Genomic DNA, 18809 nt, shown 5'->3' on the forward strand with positions numbered 1-18809 from the left:
GCCAGAGCCAGAGCCAGAGCCAGAGCCAGAGCCAGAGCCTGGCGGCTGGTCCTGGGCAAAAAAAACCCGGGTTCTGGGGGGGGAATCCGGGTTAAGACCATTAGGAGTAAAACAAAGGTACGCGGTCCCTGAGCACCTTTATCGGCGCGCCACTTGGGGGGGATGCGCCGCGCCAACACTTCAAGTATTGGTCAGGTTTGGCACAGTGCCAGTGCTTCTCTGTTCGTTTTTTAAACAGATTTGGAATACGGCCGCCGTCCCTTCCTCCCTCAGCGCATGGCCAGACGCCGTACTTGCTGGACAGTTTCGTCGATCAGCTGATCACTGGTGTAGAAATGTGGCGAAAATCGTATACCTGGCCCTCTTAGTGCACATATTGTCTGCTCCGCCAGCAGGCATCGATAGACAGCCGCACTGTCCTGCCCCAGAAGGCTGAAGGTAACGATACCCGCCCGTTTTTCCGGGGTTGCGGGACTATGCAGGTATACCCCAGGAATACCGGCCAGGCCCTGAAGCAGTTGCTCGACCCGCAGCTGCAATTGCCGGCCGACCTCGTCCATGCCGATTTCCTCCAGCAATGACAGGCTGGCCTCCAGGGCATACGCGCCCAACATGTTCGGGCTGCCACTTTCAAAACGCCTGGCGCTTCCTGCCGGCTGCCACTCGCGGCGATCAAAGTCGCCCAGATGCTCGAGCATATGCCAGCCATAGGCATGCAGCCTAAGCTGTGGGCGCAAAGCAGCGCGGCAATAGAACAAGCCCAGGCCCTCGGGCCCGAGCATCCATTTGTGGCCGTCGGCCATGGCGAAATCGCACTGGTAGCGCTGCACGTCGAAGGGCAGGGCGCCAATCTGCTGGATGGCATCGACGCAGAACAGCACATGGCGGGCCTGGCAGCCCTCACCGAGGCGAGGCAGGTCCAGGCGCAGGCCGCTGGCGAACTGCACGGCACTCACGGCCAGCAGGCGCGTAAGCGGGCCGCAGGCCGCGAGCAGCGCTGCTTCCGGGTCTGGCCCGGCAAGGCTCACCTCGGACACCACCACGCCGCGCTCGCGCAATGCTTCCCACACGATACGGTTGGAGGGAAACTCCTCGTCGCTGATCACCACCTGGTCGCCGGCTTGCCAGTCGAGGCCGAACGCAACCAGTGAAAGCGCCTCGGAGGTGTTCTTCACCAGCGCGATGTCAGCCCAGGTGGGGGCGTTGACCAGGCGCGCGAGCCTTTCCCGCAGCCTGCGTTCGGTGGCCAACCATGTCGGGTATCCGCTCGCGCCCTGACGCACGTTGTCCCGTGCAAAGCGCGCCACGGCCTCGCTGGCCCGACGCGGCCAGGGAGCGATGGCCGCATGGTTCAGGTATCGCAGCCCCGGTGCCTGTTCGAACTCATCGTGAAACATAGACATGGTTGGATGATCCGTGCAATTTGCTGCAAGTTAGGCATAATAAACCGCTTCAATGTCATCCAGTCCTTCCTATGCAGAAAGAACCTCGTAAGGTCCGTGAGTTTCGCCGTCGCGAACAGGAAATCCTCGATACAGCGCTAAAGCTGTTCCTCGAACAGGGTGAAGACAGCGTCACCGTCGAGATGATCGCCGACGCCGTGGGTATCGGAAAAGGCACGATCTACAAGCACTTCAAGTCCAAGGCGGAAATCTACCTGCGCCTGATGCTCGATTATGAGCGTGACTTGAACGAGCTGTTGCACTCGGCCGATGTCGACCGCGACAAGGAGGCACTGTCGCGCGCCTACTTCGAGTTCCGTATGCGTGACCCGCAGCGCTACCGGCTGTTCGATCGCCTGGAAGAGAAGGTGGTCAAGGGCAACCAGGTGCCGGAAATGGTCGAGCAGTTGCACAGCATCCGCGCTTCCAACTTCGACCGCCTGACCCAGTTGATCAAGGGACGCATCAGCGAAGGCAAGCTCGAAGACGTGCCACCGTACTTCCACTACTGCGCCGCCTGGGCGTTGGTGCACGGCGCCGTGGCGCTGTACCACTCGCCGTTCTGGAGCAACGTGCTGGAGGATCAGGAAGGCTTCTTCCAGTTCCTCATGGATATCGGCGTGCGCATGGGCAACAAGCGCAAGCGTGATCCGGAAGCCGCCAACTGAAGGCATTCGTCGTCACCGGGTGAGCCTGGCGTGAAATGGGGACTTGCAAAAACTTGAACCATGAGTCAAGTTTTGCCAGCCCCGATTCATCCATGCCGGAGTCATTCATGATCGTCGATCGTCAAGGCAGGCGTTTTCGCAATCTGCGCGTCAGCCTGACGGCTGCCTGCAACTACGCCTGCAGCTACTGCGTGCCAGATGGCAAGCGCCTGGTCGCAGCCCAGGATGAGCTGTCGGCGGAAACCTTGGCGCGTGGGGTGGCCTACCTCATTGAAGTTGCCGGCATCGAGCGTTTGCGCATCACCGGTGGCGAGCCATTGGTCAGCCCTCGGCTGGATGCCTTTCTGGCGGCGGTGGCGAAGCTCGACCTTGATGACATCACGCTGACCACCAACGGGCAATTGCTCGCTCGCAAGCTGCCGCAGCTGCAGGCGGCTGGCATTCGTCGCCTGAACGTCTCCCTCGATACCCTCGATCCCCAAGCATTCCGCCGCATCGCCCGTGGCGGTGATCTGGCCAGCGTGTTGGCAGGCATGGACCAGGCCAGTGCCATGGGCATGCGGATCAAGGTCAACATGGTGCCGATGCGTGGGCAAAACCTCGATCAAGTGCTACCGATGCTCGACTACTGCATGGCGCGTGGTTTCGAGCTGCGCTTTATCGAACTGATGCGCATGGGGCACCTGGCACGGGACAACAATGCGTTCCTGCAACAGTTTGTCGGGCTCGATGCATTGCTTGATGTGATCGGCGGCCGCCATGGCTACCAGCAGGTCGACGCACCGCTGGATGCCACGGCGCTGCGCTACCAGATCCCGGGTCAGGGCTATTTCGGCGTCATCGCCAATGAAAGCGTGCCGTTCTGCCGAACCTGCTCGCGCCTGCGCCTGTCCTCTACCGGCTGGCTGCACGGCTGCCTGTCTTCCGGCAATCGCCACTTTGTCGGCGACCTGCTGGAAAAACCTCGTCATCAGGCGCTGCCTGGTTTGCAGCGGCTGCTGGTAAAAGCCTTGGCAGACAAGCAGGAACTTGCGTTTTCCGGGGGGGTGACGGTGATGAAGGTCATTGGCGGCTGAAGCTGGCGCAAAAGCTGCATCCGCCGGCTATTCGCCGGTTTTTCGTCACCGGCCATTGGAGGAAAGATGCGTAGCCTGGTCTTGCTGCTGACGCTGATGGCGTTGGGCGGTTGCATGAATGTCAGCGATATGGGCGAGGGCGTCCGTTACCACATGAGCGATGCCGGCTTGCTGGACCACAGCGATACCCGTCGTACCTTGTCGATTCGCCTACAGCCGGATTCGTTCATCTTCATCGGCCAGGGCGCGTTCATGCCGCCAGGCAAAGGCCCGGTGCCGAAGCAGAATGCCGTGGCCGATGAGGCCTTCAAGAGTTTCGTCGAGTACTTCCCGCTGGTGCGTCGCGCCCAAGGGCCGCTGGGCCTTGAAGAAGCGATTGCCCAGGCCCGGTCGGTGGGCGCCGACTATGTGCTGTATACGCGCTTCGCCCGCACGGATGACCGTATCGGTAATGGCGACGAATGGTATGACGAGCAGGCCGTCGACCGCTTGGGTTGGGATACCGGCGTGGTGCAGATGATGCTGATCGAGACCAACACTCGTTACCTGATCGACACCGCGCGGATAAAGAGCCGCGGCGGTTTGTTGACGTTCCACGACCAGTCGCCCCAGGATTTGCTTGGCGCACCGATGCGCGAGTACGCTCGTAGCCTTCTGGGCATGAGCGAGTGAGGGTAGGGATATGACGGATTCCGGCAAGGCCAACGATCTATTGGCGCAGATTCCCAAGCACAAGGGGCTGCCGCCGGTGCATCTGTGGAACCCGGATTTCTGCGGCGATATCGACATGCGTATTGCCCGCGATGGTACTTGGTACTACCTGGGTACGCCCATCGGGCGCAAACCGATGGTTCGCCTTTTCTCCACCATCATTCGCCGCGATGGCGATGATTATTTCCTGATCACCCCGGTGGAGAAGGTCGGTATCCGCGTCGATGATGCGCCATTCGTGGCCGTCACGCTTGAGGTGCTGGGCAGTGGTGAGGCGCAGGTGCTGCGCTTTACCAGCAATGTCGAGGATCAGGCCGAAGCGGGGCCGCAGAACCCGTTGCGGGTCGAGATCGATCCGGAGACCCAGGAGCCGGCGCCTTATGTGCTGATGCGTAGCAATCTTGAGGCATTGATCCATCGCAATGTGTTCTACCAGCTGGTCGACCTGGCGGTGCCGCGGGTGATCGATGGCGAGGAATGGCTCGGGGTATGGAGCCATGGTGTGTTTTACCCGATCGGGCGCAATTGTTGAGCGCGCGTTCCCGACTGGCCCCCTGCTTTTTCTCTTGATTGGCCGTTTGTGTCCTGTGCCACTGGGCCTAACCTGCAGGCACTTGCCAATCAGGAGTACGCCCGTGAAATCTGCCAAATTTTCTTTTGCCTTGCTCATTGCCGCTGGCCTGTTCGGTCTTCAGTCCCCTGTCTGGGCGCACGGCGACGCCGCTGACCAGGTGAAAATCCTGCAGCAACAACAGCCCTCGAATGCCCCGGGCAAGAGCGCTGTCATGCTCACGGTCAGCTATGCCCCCGGGCAGGCTTCGCCCGCCCACCAGCACCCGGGGGCGGTCATGGCCTATGTACTGGAAGGTGCGGTGGTATCGAAACTCAACGACGAGCAGGAAAAGACCTACAAGGCCGGTGAGTACTGGTACGAAGCACCCGGCACCGTGCACAGCGTATCGCGCAATGCCAGCAAGTCCCGGCCTGCCAAGTTGCTGGTATGGAGCCTGGTGGATGAAGGCAAGCCAGTCACTTTGCCCTACTCCGGGGCGAAATCAGCGCGCTGAGCGTGACACAGCTTGCTGCATACAGCTCGCACCAGTGCTTTGTCCCATACCTGGCTTGGCGCGAGCTGTACGTTGTGGGTGTAGAAAGGCGGCAGGTTCTGTGCGAGTCGAGCGACCTCTTTGCCCGTCCGGCCCGCTGGCAGCAACACGTACTGCAGGCTGGAAGGGAAGGACGGTGCGGTGTTGCGCTCCACGGTGGATCCATAGGCGCCAAGGGTCATGACCGCTTCGCTGCCAGTCGGGTCTGGAAAGACAAGCATGACGAATGTGCAGTGACGCGGATGTGTCAGGTGCTCCGCCGCTTCGTTGCGGACCAGTGGGTCGACATGGTTCATCAAGGTCCAGCGCAGGGCCGCATAGCTGCGGGTCGTTTCCATGAATGCGCTGCGAATGGGCGAGCGCTTCTCGCTGCCGCCCAGGCATGACAGCAGGTTGCCGAATGGATCGAGCAACGCGACTGCATTGAAGGTGTCCGCCTGGCTGGCCGTCTCTAGCAGGGGTTGGGCCAGCTCTGGTCCGGCAAGGCGGGGATTGTCACTTTTGCTACGTAGGCTCCAAGGGCTGAGGTTGGCCAAGGCTTGGCGCACCTTGCTATGCGGCGGGAGATTGCTCGGGTCCTTTAGTTCAGACGGAGGCAGGCCGGCAGAGCTGCTTTCATCGTGGACCGTATTCACACTGGTTTCGAATAGAGAGCTGGTCAGGCTGGCGGTCGCGGCTTCGATGTGTTCGCCTGCGTAGATCGGGCCTGCGAGGGGGCCCGCATATTCCCGCTCCAAAGGCGCTTCAATCGCGTAGTAGCCCCAGGTGGCTTGCGCGACTTTTGGCAGTGCCGCAGGTAGGCCGGGAAAGTTGAAGCAGGCGTTGTGGTTGATGCCGGCGAAGGTGTCCAGAGCGCTGACCGCGACATTGAAACCGGCTGTTAGCAAGGCCCCCGCGCACATGGCGCAGGGGTCGAGCGTGGTTACCAAGGTCAGCGCGTGAGGGGAGGGCAGGGCCAGGCGCTGCTGATTTTCGTAATACCAGTCGATCAGGCGCCGTTCGCCATGGGCGGTTGGGTCATGGAGCCTGAAGGCAGGCTGCGCCTCGCTGTTCGGGAAAGGCTTGAGCACGCTGTTGTGCAGGGCGACCAAAACCTTGCCGGTGGCGTTTTCGATGATGCATCCACCCACTGCGAATGTTGCTTGTCGGCTTGCCAGTAGCGCCTGCTTGGCGGCAATCGCAACCGCTTGCTGGGCGTTGTGAGTAATATCGTTCACGCTGATCGAGGCTCTGCGGTCGTCGAGTGAACGTGGACGATACAGCAGCGTTGTGCCGACAGGGGTAAAAAGAAGTGCAACAAAAAACCTCCAGTGCTTGCGCAACTGGAGGTTTTTCAGTGTTTGGCTCCGCGACCTGGACTCGAACCAGGGACCCAATGATTAACAGTCATTTGCTCTACCGACTGAGCTATCGCGGAATCTGTGCGTATCTTACCGATTGCCAGGAGGAAGTCAAGCGACCTCCTGACAAATCAATCAGTTACAGCACTTCAACGATGGCCTTGGTGACCACGTGGATGTTGCTCTGGTTCAGCGCGGCGACGGCGATGCGACCGGTGTCCAGGGCGTAGATGCCGAAATCGTTCTTCAGGCGGGCAACCTGCTCAACGGTCAGGCCCGAGTAGGAGAACATGCCCACCTGGCGGCCGACAAAGCTGAAGTCGCGGTTGGCGCCGTATTCGGCCAGCAGCGATACCATCTGCTTGCGCATGCCGTGGATGCGCTCGCGCATCTCGCCCAGCTCGGCCTCCCACATCTGGCGCAGTTCGGCGCTGTTGAGCACGGTGGCGACGATGGTCGCGCCGTGGGTCGGCGGGTTGGAGTAGGTGGTGCGGATCACGCGCTTGACCTGCGACAGCACGCGGGTGCTCTCGTCCTTCGAGGCAGTGACGATCGACAGTGCGCCGACGCGCTCGCCGTACAGCGAGAACGACTTGGAGAACGAGCTGGAAACGAAGAACTCCATGCCTGACTCGGCGAACAGGCGCACGGCGAAGGCGTCTTCGCCGATGCCGTCACCGAAGCCCTGGTAGGCCATGTCGAGGAATGGCACGTGGCCCTTGGCCTTGACCACTTCCAGAACGTTTTTCCAGTCGTCCAGGGTCAGGTCGACGCCGGTCGGGTTGTGGCAGCAGGCGTGCAGTACCACGATCGAGCCGGACGGCAGGGCGTTGAGGTCTTCGAGCATGCCGGCACGGTTGACGTCGTTGCTCGGGGCATCGTAGTAGCGGTAGTTCTGTACCGGGAAGCCGGCGCTTTCGAACAGCGCGCGGTGGTTCTCCCAGCTTGGGTCGCTGATGGCCACCACGGCATTCGGCGAAATGCGCTTGAGGAAGTCGGCACCGATCTTCAGAGCGCCAGTGCCGCCAACGGCCTGCACGGTGACCACGCGGCCAGCGGCCAGCAGTGGCGATTCGGCACCGAACAGCAGTTTCTGCACGGCCTGGTCGTAGGTGGCGATACCATCGATCGGCAGGTAGCCGCGCGAGGCGTGCTGGGCAGCACGCTGGGTCTCGGCTTCGATCACGGCGCGCAGCAGCGGAATGCGGCCTTCCTCATTGCAGTAGACGCCTACGCCCAGGTTGACCTTGTCGGTACGTGGGTCGGCGTTGAATGCTTCGTTGAGGCCCAGGATAGGGTCGCGGGGTGCCAGCTCGACAGCGGAAAACAGGCTCATTGTTACTTCGGCTCTGATTGGAGAGTGATAGGGCGTACACGCTCCAGCCGAATGCACTGAAGCGGTGCACAAACGGGGAGTCAGTATAGTGATACCGACCGGTCACTGCGACAGCTTGGCGCAGGTTTTCCGGTTATTTGCGCAAATATTTTTCGACCATTGGTCGAATTGCCGGGTCCACCGTAATGCGCGCTCACAGCTTGGCCTAGATTGCGGTCCCTGGCGGGCGCAATTGGGTATAGACTACTGGCTAAATTTACAGTTACTGCGTTACCGCGAGGTCCGTCATGTCCGAGTTCCAGCTCGTCACCCGTTTCCAGCCGGCCGGCGACCAGCCCGAAGCCATTCGCCAGATGGTCGAGGGCATTGAGGCAGGCCTGTCGCACCAGACCCTGCTTGGGGTGACCGGTTCGGGCAAGACCTTCAGCATCGCCAACGTCATTCAGCAGGTGCAGCGGCCGACTCTGGTGCTGGCGCCGAACAAGACCCTGGCGGCGCAGCTGTATGGCGAGTTCAAGGCGTTCTTCCCGAGCAACGCGGTGGAATATTTCGTTTCCTACTACGACTACTACCAGCCAGAGGCCTACGTGCCGTCGTCGGACACCTTCATCGAGAAAGACGCCTCGATCAACGACCACATCGAACAGATGCGCCTGTCGGCGACCAAGGCGCTGCTGGAACGGCGCGATGCGATCATCGTCACCACCGTGTCCTGCATCTATGGCCTGGGCAGCCCAGAGACCTACCTGAAGATGGTCCTGCATGTCGACCGCGGCGACAAACTCGACCAGCGCGCCTTGTTGCGCCGTCTGGCCGACCTGCAGTACACCCGCAACGAGATGGACTTCGCCCGCGCCACGTTCCGTGTGCGTGGCGACGTGATTGACATCTTTCCAGCGGAATCCGACCTGGAGGCCATCCGCATCGAGCTGTTCGACGACGAGGTCGAGAATATCGCCGCCTTCGACCCGCTGACCGGCGAGGTCTTCCGCAAGCTGCCACGCTTCACCTTCTACCCCAAGAGCCACTACGTGACCCCGCGGGAAACCCTGCTGGAGGCGGTAGAGGGCATCAAGGAAGAGCTGAAGGACCGGCTCGAATATCTGCACAAGGCCAACAAGCTGGTCGAAGCCCAGCGTCTGGAGCAACGCACCCGTTTCGACCTGGAGATGATTCTCGAACTGGGTTACTGCAACGGCATCGAAAACTACTCGCGTTACCTGTCCGGGCGCCCGGCCGGGGCGCCGCCGCCCACGCTCTATGACTACCTGCCGCCCGATGCGCTGCTGGTAATCGATGAGTCCCACGTCAGCGTTCCGCAGGTCGGCGCCATGTACAAGGGCGACCGCTCGCGCAAGGAAACCCTGGTCGAATACGGCTTCCGCCTCCCGTCGGCGCTGGACAACCGGCCGATGCGCTTCGACGAGTGGGAGGATGTCAGCCCGCAGACCATCTTCGTCTCGGCCACCCCGGGCCCCTACGAAGCAGAGCACGCAGGTCGCGTGGTCGAGCAGGTGGTGCGCCCGACTGGCCTGGTCGACCCTCAGGTGGAAGTGCGCCCGGCGCTGACCCAGGTCGACGACCTGCTGTCGGAGATCCGCAAGCGCGTCGCTCAGGGCGATCGGGTACTGGCCACCACGCTTACCAAGCGCATGGCCGAAGACCTCACCGACTACCTGGCCGACCACGACGTGCGGGTACGCTACCTGCACTCGGACATCGACACGGTGGAGCGCGTCGAGATCATCCGCGACCTGCGCCTGGGCACCTTCGATGTGCTGGTGGGTATCAACCTGCTGCGCGAGGGCCTGGACATGCCAGAGGTATCGCTGGTGGCGATTCTCGATGCCGACAAGGAGGGCTTCCTGCGTTCCGAGCGCTCGCTGATCCAGACCATCGGCCGTGCCGCGCGTAACCTCAATGGTCGGGCGATCCTATATGCCGACAACATCACCGGTTCCATGCAGCGCGCCATCGACGAGACCGAACGGCGCCGCGAGAAGCAGATCGCCTTCAACCAGGCCAACGGCATCGTGCCTAAGGGTGTGGTCAAGGACATCACCGACATCATGGAGGGCGCCACCGTGCCCGGCGCGCGCAGCAAGAAGCGCAAGGGCATGGCCAAGGCAGCGGAGGAGAGCGCTCGTTACGAGGCCGAGCTGCGTACGCCGGGCGAGATCACCAAGCGCATCAAGCAGTTGGAAGAGAAAATGATGCAGTTTGCCCGCGACCTGGAGTTCGAAGCCGCCGCCCAGCTGCGTGACGAGATTACCCAGCTGCGCGAGCGCCTGATCACCAGCTGATTACTTGACTGTCTGTACTGGCCCCTTCGCGGGGCAAGCCCGCTCCTACAGGTAGCGCACCGTTCTTGAGGTAGGTGAAGTCCTGTAGGAGCGGGCTTGTCCCGCGAAGAGGCCGGTACGGGCAATACAAAACTCAGTGGGCTTCACCAGCCTTCAACCCCTCCGGCAGCTTGCGGGTCAACAGCACCGCCACCATGCTCACCGCCAGCCCGATCCCGACAAAGTGAAATGCATCGTTGTAGGCCATGATCAGCGCCTGCTGGTGGGCAATCTCGCTCAACTTGCCCAGCGCCGCATTGTCATTGCCCAGCCGCTCCGCCAGCTGCGCCAACCGTTCGGCCACCTGTGGGTTGCTCGGCACCACCGATTCCCGCAGATAATCGAAATACACCTTGGTCCGTGCATCCAGCAAGGTCGCCAGCAAGGCGATGCCAATCGCACCGCCCAGGTTACGCAGGATGTTGAACAGGCTCGAAGCCGACCCGGCATCCTGAGGCTGGATATACGCCGTGGCGATCAGCGAAATGGTCACCATGATCATCGGCTGGCCTAGGGCGCGGATGATCTGGATATGGTTGAACTGCGGCCCGGCAAAGTCCGGGTTAAGCACCCCCGAACCGAAGCTGGCGGCACCGAACAGGCAGAAGCCGAGGGCGCACAACAGCTTGGGCGGTATCACCTTCATCAGCTGTGGCACCAGCGGAATCAGGAACAGCTGCGGAATGCCCATCCACATGATCACCTCGCCGATCTGCAGGGCGTTGTAGCCCTGGATCTGTGCCAGGTACAGCGGTAGCAGGTAGATCGACCCATAAAGCCCCACGCCCATGCCCAGGCTGGCAATGCTCGAAAGGCCGAAATTGCGGTTGCCGAGGATGCGCAGGTTGATCAACGGGTGCGGCTTGGAAAGCTGCAGGATGACGAAGGTGATCAGGCTGATCAGGGCAACAGTCGCCAGGCCGACGATCAGGTTGGACTCCAGCCAGTCCTTGCGGTGGCCTTCCTCAAGAAAAACCTGCAGGCAGCCCAGGCCCACGCCGAGGGTGACAATGCCGGCATAGTCGGTGCTTTTCAGCAGTTCCCAGTGCGCTTCCTTCTTCTCCAATCCGTAGAGCAGGCCGGCGATCATCACCAGCCCAGGCGGGATGTTGATGTAGAAAATGTATTCCCAGCCCCAGTTCTCGGTCAGCCAGCCGCCAAGGGTCGGGCCGATCGAGGGGGCGAAAGTGGCGGTCATGGCGAACATGGCCATGCCTTTGGCGCGGTGGTGCTCGGGCAACTTGATCAGGGTCAGGGTGAACGCCAGCGGGATCAGTGCGCCGCCGGTGAAGCCCTGCAGGGCGCGGAACAGGATCATGCTCTCGAGGTTCCAGGCCATTGAGCACAGCAGCGAGGACAGCAGGAAGCCCCCGGATACCCACACCGCCAGGCGCCGTGCCGACAGCAGCTGCACCAGCCACGCGGTCAGCGGAATCATGATGATCTCCGCCACCAGGTACGAGGTTGAAATCCACGAGCCTTCCTCCAGGGTCGCCGACAGCGCGCCCTGGATGTCCTTAAGCGAAGAGTTGGTGATCTGGATGTCCAGCACCGCCATGAAGGCGCCGAGCATCACGCTCATCACCGCGATCCAGTCGCGCCGGCTTGGCTCCGCAGTCGGGCGCAGCAGTTGATCACCGGCCATCGTGGCCTTCGTCTTCGCGGCGCAGGTCGACGGTAGCGGTGACCGACATGCCCGGGCGAATGCGCCCGTGCAGCGGATTGTCGGCGGCGAAGGTCAGTTTCACCGGAATACGCTGCACCACCTTGGTGAAGTTGCCGGTGGCATTGTCCGGCGGCAGCAGGCTGAACTGCGCGCCGGAAGCGGCGAACAGGCTCTCGACGCGGCCTTCGATCGGCGTGTCGGGGTAGCTGTCGAACAGCAGCTCGGCGCGCTGGCCGGGCTGCATCTTGCCAATCTGGGTTTCCTTGAAATTGGCCTGCACCCAGATGTTTTCATCGGGCACGATCGACAACAGGTAGGCGCCGGCCTGCACCACCTGGCCATTGCGGGCATTGCGCTGGCCGATGGTGCCGTTGAGCGGTGCGCGGATCTCGCAGCGGGTCAGGTTCAGTTCGGCCTGGGCCAGGTCGGCGCGGGCATTGGCGATCTGCGCGTCGAGGCGCTTGAGGTCGGCATTCAGGGCATTGATTTGCTGGCGCTGGCTTTGCAAGTCGGCGCGGGCTTTGTCGACCTGAGAGCCGGCCACGTGGCTGTCTGCCGACAGGGTGGTCACCCGTTCTTCGGAGACGAAACCAGGCTTGCGCAGCTTTTCGGCGCGGCTCAGGTCCAGGCGCGAGCGGTCGAAGGTGGCCTGATTGGCCGCCACCTGGGCCTGGCTGGAAGCGATCAGGCTGCCTTGCTGGGTCAGGCGGCTCTGCGCCTGGGCATATTCGGCCTCGCGGGTGGCCAGGGCGGCCCGGGCGCGCTCCACGGCCAGTTCGAAGTCGGCAGCCTCCAGGCGCACCAGCAGGTCACCCTTGTTCACGTGCTGGTTGTCGTCGACCCGCACCTCGTCGATGCGTGCGCCAAGCTGGCTGGATATGCGGGTGATTTCGCCCTGCACGTAGGCGTTGTCGGTGCTCTCAAAGAAGCGGCCTTTGAAATACCACTCGGCCAGGAAGGCGAGGCCAATGATGGCCACCAGGGTGAAGAAGATCGCCAGGCGGCGTTTGAGTTGGGCAGGCATGAGGACTATCGTTCCAGAAATGTAAGTAATTTTAACAGCGGCAGATGGCCAGCCGACAAGTGACGTTCGCGCCATTGCTGGAGCCCGGTGCCTGCTCCCTGCTAACATCCCGCCTTTGTTTCATCTTTCGTTCGAGACTCTCCATGACCACCGTTCGCACGCGTATCGCGCCATCGCCCACTGGCGACCCCCATGTCGGCACCGCCTACATCGCCCTGTTCAACTACTGCTTTGCCAAGCAGCACGGCGGTGAGTTCATCCTGCGTATCGAAGACACCGACCAGCTGCGCTCCACGCGCGAGTCGGAACAGCAGATCTTCGACGCCTTGCGCTGGCTCGGCATCGAATGGAACGAAGGCCCGGATGTCGGTGGCCCGCACGGCCCGTACCGGCAGAGCGAGCGTGGCGAGATCTACGCCAAGTACGCCAAGGAATTGGTCGATGCCGGCCACGCCTTCTACTGTTTCTGCACCGCCGAAGAGCTGGAGCAGATGCGCGCCGAGCAGATGGCCCGTGGTGAAACCCCGCGCTACGACGGCCGTGCCCTGCTGCTGAGCGAAGAAGAAGTCCAGCGCCGTCTGGCTGCTGGCGAGCCGCACGTGATCCGCATGAAGGTGCCGAGCGAAGGCATCTGCGTGGTGCCGGACATGCTCCGTGGCGACGTCGAAATCCCATGGGACCGCATGGACATGCAGGTGCTGATGAAGAACGACGGCCTGCCGACCTACTTCCTGGCCAACGTGGTCGACGACCACCTGATGGGTATCACCCACGTCCTGCGTGGCGAAGAGTGGCTGCCGTCGGCGCCGAAGCTGATCAAGCTGTACGAGTACTTCGGTTGGGAACAGCCGAAGCTGTGCTACATGCCTCTGCTGCGTAACCCGGACAAGTCCAAGCTGTCCAAGCGCAAGAACCCGACGTCGGTGACCTTCTACGAGCGCATGGGCTTCATGCCCGAGGCCATGCTCAACTACCTGGGCCGCATGGGCTGGTCGATGCCGGACGAGCGCGAGAAGTTCTCCCTGGCCGAGATGGTCGAGCACTTCGACCTGTCGCGCATTTCCCTGGGTGGCCCGATCTTCGACATCGAGAAGCTGTCCTGGCTCAACGGCCAGTGGCTGCGTGAGCTGCCGGTGGAAGAGTTCGCCGCTCGCGTGCAGCAGTGGGCGTTCAACAGCGACTACATGATGAAGATTGCCCCGCATGTACAGGGCCGGGTCGAGACCTTCAGCCAGATCGCCCCGCTGGGTGGTTTTTTCTTCGAAGGCGCGCTCAAGCTCGATGCCAAGCTGTTCGAAAGCAAGAAGCTGTCCGCCGACCAGGTGCGCCAGGTGATGCAGCTGATCCTGTGGAAACTGGAAAGCCTGCGTCAGTGGGAGAAAGAGCGCATCACCGGCTGCATCCAGGCCGTGGTCGAAGCGCTGGAGCTCAAGCTGCGTGACGCCATGCCGCTGATGTTCGCCGCCATTACCGGCCAGGCCAGCTCGGTGTCGGTGCTCGACGCCATGGAAATCCTCGGCCCTGACCTGACTCGCTACCGCCTGCGCCAGGCCCTGGACCTGCTCGGTGGTGTGTCGAAGAAAGAAAACAAGGAATGGGAAAAGCTGCTGGCCAACATCGCCTGAGGCTTTTCCATGTCTGCTGCCGGAGCGGGCTTGCCTGCTCCGGCAGCAGCGAATACCCCGCGATAGCGGGGCAGGGCGGTAAGTGATTGTTATCTGTGAAAAAAATTTTGAATATTTTAAAGATTTAGTTTGACAGCCCTGCAATCCGATCTTAATATGCGCCCCGTCCACAGCGATGAACGAAAACGAAACGCCAGGCACCCAGCCAGCGCTTCTGTTCAAAGCGACATTGTGGGGCTATAGCTCAGCTGGGAGAGCGCCTGCATGGCATGCAGGAGGTCAGCGGTTCGATCCCGCTTAGCTCCACCAAATTCCGCTTGGCAGCCAAGGCTGTCGAGCAAGACCGGGTCCAGCAACCGGGTCTTGAAGGTAAGAAGGTTCGTCCCCTTCGTCTAGTGGCCTAGGACACCGCCCTTTCACGGCGGTAACAGGGGTTCGAGTCCCCTAGGGGACGCCAGCTTTGCACAAGCGATGTTTCACGATGTCGCTGGGCCGAGAGGCTAGAAATCCGGGGCTATAGCTCAGCTGGGAGAGCGCCTGCATGGCATGCAGGAGGTCAGCGGTTCGATCCCGCTTAGCTCCACCAATTCTGCCAGGGTTCGATTGATCGGATCTTCGCGAAGGTTACGTCCCCTTCGTCTAGTGGCCTAGGACACCGCCCTTTCACGGCGGTAACAGGGGTTCGAGTCCCCTAGGGGACGCCATTTTTACCCGCGTTTTGCGGGACTTTAAAGGCTCATTCGCTTATTGAATGAGCCTTTTGTTTTTCTCCCTTCCCAAAAATTTCGGCGCCGACAAGTGGTGGCAAATTCTGCTTGCCAAAAAATATTATGAGAATAATATTTCGATCATCATATTTCTCAAGGTGAGCCGCCGAATGAGCGACAAGAAGAGCAAGACCCGCGAGCGTATTCTCGAAGCGGCCCGCAGTGCGCTGATCCAGCACGGCCCGGCCGAGCCGAGTGTCAGCCAGGTGATGGGTGCCGCAGGCCTGACCGTTGGCGGTTTTTATGCGCACTTCGAGAGCAAGGATGAGCTCATGCTCGAGGCCTTCCGCCAGCTGTTGAATGAGCGCCGTGCCTTGCTTGCCCAGGTCGATCCGAACCTGGATGGGGAAGGGCGTCGGGCCCTGGTGAGCGCCTTCTACCTGTCGCGCAAGCACCGTGACGCTGAAGTGCGTGCCTGCCCGCTGCCCAACTCGCTTGGCGAGATGCAGCGCTTGCCCGAAGCCTTCCGTGAGGTGCTGGCCGAGCATATCGAGCTGATGGCGGCGGCCATGGTCGACCGCCCGGAAGACGCCGACAAAGCCTTGGCTGACCTGGCGCTGATGATCGGCGGCCTGGCCCTGGCGCGGGCCTTGGGCCCGGGCGAATTGTCTGATCGCATTTTGCGTGCCGCCAAGTCGGCAGTTCTCTGATACCCCTGATCCTGGAGCAAGGCGATGACTACCCTGAGCTGGATTCGTGGCGTAAATGGCACCCTGGGCCGACTGGCCCCCGAACACATCGCCGGCAAGATGCGCCGTGCCTTCATGACCCCGCGCAACCTGCCGCCACGGCAATGGGAGCTGCCGCTGCTGGCCAGTGCCGAGCGCATCACCTTGCGCTTCGGATTGTCGGCCTTGCGTTGGGGCAGTGGGCCGACAGTGTTGCTGATGCATGGTTGGGAAGGGCGCCCAACCCAGTTTGCGGCGCTGATCGAAACCCTGGTGCAGGCAGGGCACACGGTGGTGGCGCTGGAGGGCCCGGCCCATGGACGCTCGCCCGGCCAGCAGGCGCATGTGGTGCTGTTTGCCCGGGCGTTGCTGGAAGCGGCCGCCGAGCTGCCGCCGCTGCGCGCCGTGATCGGTCATTCCATGGGCGGCGCGAGTGTCATGCTGGCCCTGCAGATGGGGCTGCGTGCCGAGGCTGCAGTCAGCATTGCCGCGCCAGCGCAGCTGCTGGGCGTGTTGCGCGGCTTTGCTCACCATCTGGGCATGCCGGCGCGGGCAAGGGCGGCATTCATACGCCAGGTAGAACGGGATGTCGGCATGCAGATTGCTCGCCTTGATGTCAGTGGCTACCAGCTGGAGCTGCCGGGGCTGGTGGTGCATGCCGCGGACGACGCGCTGGTGCCAGCTAGTGAGGCGCAGGTCATCCACAAGGCCTGGTTCGACAGCCGACTGATGCTGCTGCAGGAGGGGGGGCACCAACGCGTGCTGGCTGATCCGCGCCTGGGTGAGGCGGTGCTGGAGCTGTTGGCCCGTGAACCTTCGCGGCAGAGTGCCTGAACATCCGTTACACTCGGCCCGTTCACTGATATTGGGAGCGGGCATGAGCTGGGACCTGGCAACGCCATTCATCATCGACCTGCGCGTCGGTAGCGAGGACATCGACGGCCTCGGCCACGCCAACAACGCGGTCTACGTCACCTGGCTGGAGCGCTGCGCCTGGCGCCACTCCCAGCGCCTGGGCCTGGACCTGGCCGAATACCGGCGCCTGGACCGGGCCATGGCGGTGGTGCGCCACGAAATCGACTACCTCGCTGCGGGCTACGAGGATGATGAGCTGCAACTGGCCACCTGGATCATCGACTGGGACCAGCGCCTGCGCATGACTCGTCGCTTCCAGCTCAAGCGCCCACGCGATGGCGTGACCTTGCTGCGTGCGCAGACCACCTTCGCCTGCATCGAACTGTCCAGCGGCAAGCCCAAGCGCATGCCGGCGGAGTTCCTCGACGGTTACGGGCCGGCGCTGATCGGCAGCTGAAGCGGCAGCATTTTTTGCTAGACTGCCGCCTTTTCCGCCGAGACCCAGACATGCAAATTGCCCTGGCCCCCATGGAGGGGCTGGTCGACAACATCCTGCGCGACGTCCTGACCCGAGTGGGCGGCATCGATTGGTGCGTCACCGAGTTCATCCGCGTGTGCGACCGCCTGCTGCCAGCGTCCTCGTTCGACAAGCTCGCCCCTGAGCTTCGCCAGGGTGCCCGCACGGCCGCTGGCGTGCCGATGCGCGTGCAGTTGTTGGGCTCGGACCCGGTATGCCTGGCGGAGAACGCCGCGTTGGCCTGCGAACTGGGCGCGCCGGTAATCGACCTGAACTTTGGCTGCCCGGCCAAGACCGTGAACAAGTCGCGTGGCGGCGCGGTGCTGCTCAAGGAGCCGGAGCTGTTGCATGCCATCGTCCGTGAAGTGCGCCGCGCGGTGCCGGCGCATATCCCGGTCACGTCCAAGATGCGCCTGGGCTTCGACAGCCCGTATGGGGCGCTGGACTGTGCCACGGCCTTGGCCGAAGGCGGCTCGGCGCACCTTGTGGTGCATGCGCGGACCAAGGTTGAAGGTTACAAGCCACCCGCTCACTGGGAGTGGGTGGCGCGGGTGCAGGATGTGGTCCGGGTGCCGGTGTTCGCCAACGGTGAAATCTGGACCGTCGACGACTGGCGGCGTTGCCGCGAGGTCAGCGGTGCTGAAGACATCATGCTGGGGCGCGGGCTGGTGTCACGCCCGGACCTGGCCTTGCAGATCGCTGCCGCGCGCGACGGGCACGAATACCAGCCGATGAGCTGGGATGACTTGCTGCCGCTGCTGCGGGAGTTCTGGCGCCAGGCCCAGGCCAAGCTGTCGCCGCGCTATGCGCCGGGGCGGATGAAGCAGTGGCTGGCGATGCTGACCCGCAGTTATCCCGAGGCGGTGGTGCTGTTTGCCGAGTTGCGGCGTGAGGATGATTGCGCGCGGATTAGTCGGTTGCTTGGGGTCGACGCGATCTCCTTCGAGTCTTGTGTCGCCTGATCCGGCCCTTTCGCGGGACAAGCACGCTCCTACAGGATCACCGTAAACCTGAGGATTGTGCGCATCCTGCAGGAGCGGCGGTGCGGCGATCCGACTTGCCCCGCGAAAGGGCCATCAGCTCCGAACAGATTTTTTCAGCTCTACCCTTGAAAGCTTTCCCGCCGACCCTATCTCTTGAGTGCGCGATGCCGAAGTCGGGTCGCGTAGTGACTTTACTTGCTGAATCTCAGGAGTTTATGACCATGACTACCGCTTTCTCTCTCGCTCCACTGTTCCGTCATTCCGTTGGCTTCGATCGTTTCAATGACCTGTTCGAGTCCGCGGCACGCAACGAGGCGGGTAGCAGCTACCCTCCCTACAACGTGGAAAAACATGGCGAGGACCACTATCGCATCGTAGTTGCCGCAGCCGGTTTCCAGGAGCAGGACCTCGACCTGCAAGTCGAAAAAGGTGTTCTGACCGTCATCGGTGGCAAGCGCGAAAATGGCGCCGCTGAAGTGACCTACCTGCACCAGGGGATTGCCCAGCGCGCCTTCAAGCTGTCGTTCCGCCTGGCTGACCATATCGAGGTCAAGGCGGCGGGCCTGGCCAACGGCCTGCTCAGCATCGACCTGCTGCGCATCGTCCCGGAAGAGGCCAAGGCCAAACGCATCCCGATCAATGGCGACAAGCCTGCACTGAACTGATTCCGACGAACCCAGTTC

Annotated in this window: 17 protein-coding genes and 5 tRNA genes; 16 read left to right on the plus strand and 6 right to left on the minus strand. The window is 62.2% G+C overall.

Going from position 1 to position 18809, the window contains the following annotated elements:
- Positions 1-269 precede the first annotated feature (269 nt).
- Entirely contained in the window at positions 270-1403 is a 1134-nt protein-coding gene (locus BGP85_RS21175; protein WP_103449716.1) for an aminotransferase class V-fold PLP-dependent enzyme, read from the minus strand.
- A gap of 71 nt (positions 1404-1474) precedes the next feature.
- Between BGP85_RS21175 and BGP85_RS21180 the strand changes: the two genes are divergently transcribed.
- The 5 genes from BGP85_RS21180 (at position 1475) to BGP85_RS21200 (ending at position 4964) form a co-directional block, all read left to right on the plus strand.
- Positions 1475-2110, plus strand: a complete 636-nt coding sequence (locus tag BGP85_RS21180; RefSeq protein ID WP_011532895.1) for a TetR/AcrR family transcriptional regulator — start codon at positions 1475-1477, stop codon at positions 2108-2110.
- A gap of 107 nt (positions 2111-2217) precedes the next feature.
- Positions 2218-3186 carry a GTP 3',8-cyclase MoaA gene (locus BGP85_RS21185; RefSeq protein ID WP_103449717.1) on the plus strand — a complete coding sequence of 323 codons (969 nt, stop codon included), beginning with the start codon at positions 2218-2220 and terminating at the stop codon, positions 3184-3186.
- A gap of 66 nt (positions 3187-3252) precedes the next feature.
- The gene (locus BGP85_RS21190) at positions 3253-3858 is read left to right on the plus strand and encodes a DUF4823 domain-containing protein (protein ID WP_085675552.1); all 606 of its coding nucleotides are present in this window, start codon (positions 3253-3255) and stop codon (positions 3856-3858) included.
- A 10-nt stretch (positions 3859-3868) separates the two neighbouring features.
- Positions 3869-4429: a DUF1285 domain-containing protein gene (locus BGP85_RS21195; RefSeq protein WP_103449718.1), complete on the plus strand. Its 561-nt coding sequence runs from the start codon at positions 3869-3871 to the stop codon at positions 4427-4429.
- A gap of 103 nt (positions 4430-4532) precedes the next feature.
- Positions 4533-4964: a cupin domain-containing protein gene (locus BGP85_RS21200; protein ID WP_181004547.1), complete on the plus strand. Its 432-nt coding sequence runs from the start codon at positions 4533-4535 to the stop codon at positions 4962-4964.
- Here BGP85_RS21200 and BGP85_RS21205 read toward each other — a convergent pair.
- The 3 genes from BGP85_RS21205 to BGP85_RS21215 form a co-directional block, all read right to left on the minus strand.
- Positions 4937-6220 (minus strand): nucleoside deaminase, encoded by a 1284-nt coding sequence (locus BGP85_RS21205; RefSeq protein WP_374755334.1) that lies wholly within the window; start codon positions 6218-6220, stop codon positions 4937-4939. The genes BGP85_RS21200 and BGP85_RS21205 overlap by 28 nt on opposite strands.
- 124 nt (positions 6221-6344) lie before the next feature.
- Positions 6345-6420, minus strand: a tRNA-Asn gene (locus BGP85_RS21210).
- Between the two features lie 62 nt (positions 6421-6482).
- Positions 6483-7679, minus strand: a complete 1197-nt coding sequence (locus BGP85_RS21215) for an amino acid aminotransferase (RefSeq protein ID WP_103449719.1) — start codon at positions 7677-7679, stop codon at positions 6483-6485.
- A gap of 287 nt (positions 7680-7966) precedes the next feature.
- Here BGP85_RS21215 and uvrB point away from each other — a divergent pair, with 287 nt between their 5' ends.
- Positions 7967-9982, plus strand: a complete 2016-nt coding sequence (gene uvrB, locus BGP85_RS21220; protein WP_103449720.1) for an excinuclease ABC subunit UvrB — start codon at positions 7967-7969, stop codon at positions 9980-9982.
- 133 nt (positions 9983-10115) lie between these two features.
- On the opposite strand, the gene BGP85_RS21225 is transcribed toward uvrB, so the two are convergent.
- Both BGP85_RS21225 and BGP85_RS21230 read right to left on the minus strand, forming a co-directional pair.
- Complete coding sequence (locus BGP85_RS21225) at positions 10116-11606, minus strand: MDR family MFS transporter (RefSeq protein ID WP_178083399.1); 1491 nt, start codon at positions 11604-11606, stop codon at positions 10116-10118.
- Positions 11607-11655: 49 nt separating this feature from the next.
- On the minus strand, positions 11656-12711 hold the full coding sequence (locus BGP85_RS21230) for an HlyD family secretion protein (protein WP_103449722.1): 1056 nt from the start codon (positions 12709-12711) through the stop codon (positions 11656-11658).
- Positions 12712-12854: 143 nt separating this feature from the next.
- On the opposite strand from BGP85_RS21230, the gene gltX reads away from it, so the two are divergent.
- The 10 genes from gltX to BGP85_RS21280 all read left to right on the plus strand — a co-directional run bounded on the left by gltX (position 12855) and on the right by BGP85_RS21280 (position 18791).
- On the plus strand, positions 12855-14336 hold the full coding sequence (gene gltX, locus BGP85_RS21235; protein ID WP_103449723.1) for a glutamate--tRNA ligase: 1482 nt from the start codon (positions 12855-12857) through the stop codon (positions 14334-14336).
- Between the two features lie 233 nt (positions 14337-14569).
- Positions 14570-14645 (plus strand) — tRNA-Ala (locus BGP85_RS21240).
- A 72-nt stretch (positions 14646-14717) separates the two neighbouring features.
- A tRNA-Glu gene (locus tag BGP85_RS21245) sits at positions 14718-14793 on the plus strand.
- 53 nt (positions 14794-14846) lie between these two features.
- Positions 14847-14922, plus strand: a tRNA-Ala gene (locus tag BGP85_RS21250).
- A gap of 42 nt (positions 14923-14964) precedes the next feature.
- A tRNA-Glu gene (locus BGP85_RS21255) sits at positions 14965-15040 on the plus strand.
- Positions 15041-15213: 173 nt separating this feature from the next.
- The gene (locus BGP85_RS21260; RefSeq protein WP_103466515.1) at positions 15214-15753 is read left to right on the plus strand and encodes a TetR/AcrR family transcriptional regulator; all 540 of its coding nucleotides are present in this window, start codon (positions 15214-15216) and stop codon (positions 15751-15753) included.
- A gap of 24 nt (positions 15754-15777) precedes the next feature.
- Entirely contained in the window at positions 15778-16605 is an 828-nt protein-coding gene (locus BGP85_RS21265; RefSeq protein ID WP_103466517.1) for an alpha/beta fold hydrolase, read from the plus strand.
- A gap of 43 nt (positions 16606-16648) precedes the next feature.
- Positions 16649-17083 carry an acyl-CoA thioesterase gene (locus BGP85_RS21270; RefSeq protein ID WP_085675562.1) on the plus strand — a complete coding sequence of 145 codons (435 nt, stop codon included), beginning with the start codon at positions 16649-16651 and terminating at the stop codon, positions 17081-17083.
- 50 nt (positions 17084-17133) lie between these two features.
- Positions 17134-18105 (plus strand): tRNA dihydrouridine synthase, encoded by a 972-nt coding sequence (locus BGP85_RS21275; RefSeq protein ID WP_103449724.1) that lies wholly within the window; start codon positions 17134-17136, stop codon positions 18103-18105.
- A gap of 242 nt (positions 18106-18347) precedes the next feature.
- Positions 18348-18791 (plus strand): Hsp20 family protein, encoded by a 444-nt coding sequence (locus BGP85_RS21280; RefSeq protein ID WP_103449725.1) that lies wholly within the window; start codon positions 18348-18350, stop codon positions 18789-18791.
- The last annotated feature ends 18 nt before the right edge of the window (positions 18792-18809 follow it).

The organism is Pseudomonas putida (genome assembly GCF_002906855.1).
GTDB classification, from domain to species: Bacteria; Pseudomonadota; Gammaproteobacteria; order Pseudomonadales; family Pseudomonadaceae; genus Aquipseudomonas; species Aquipseudomonas putida_N.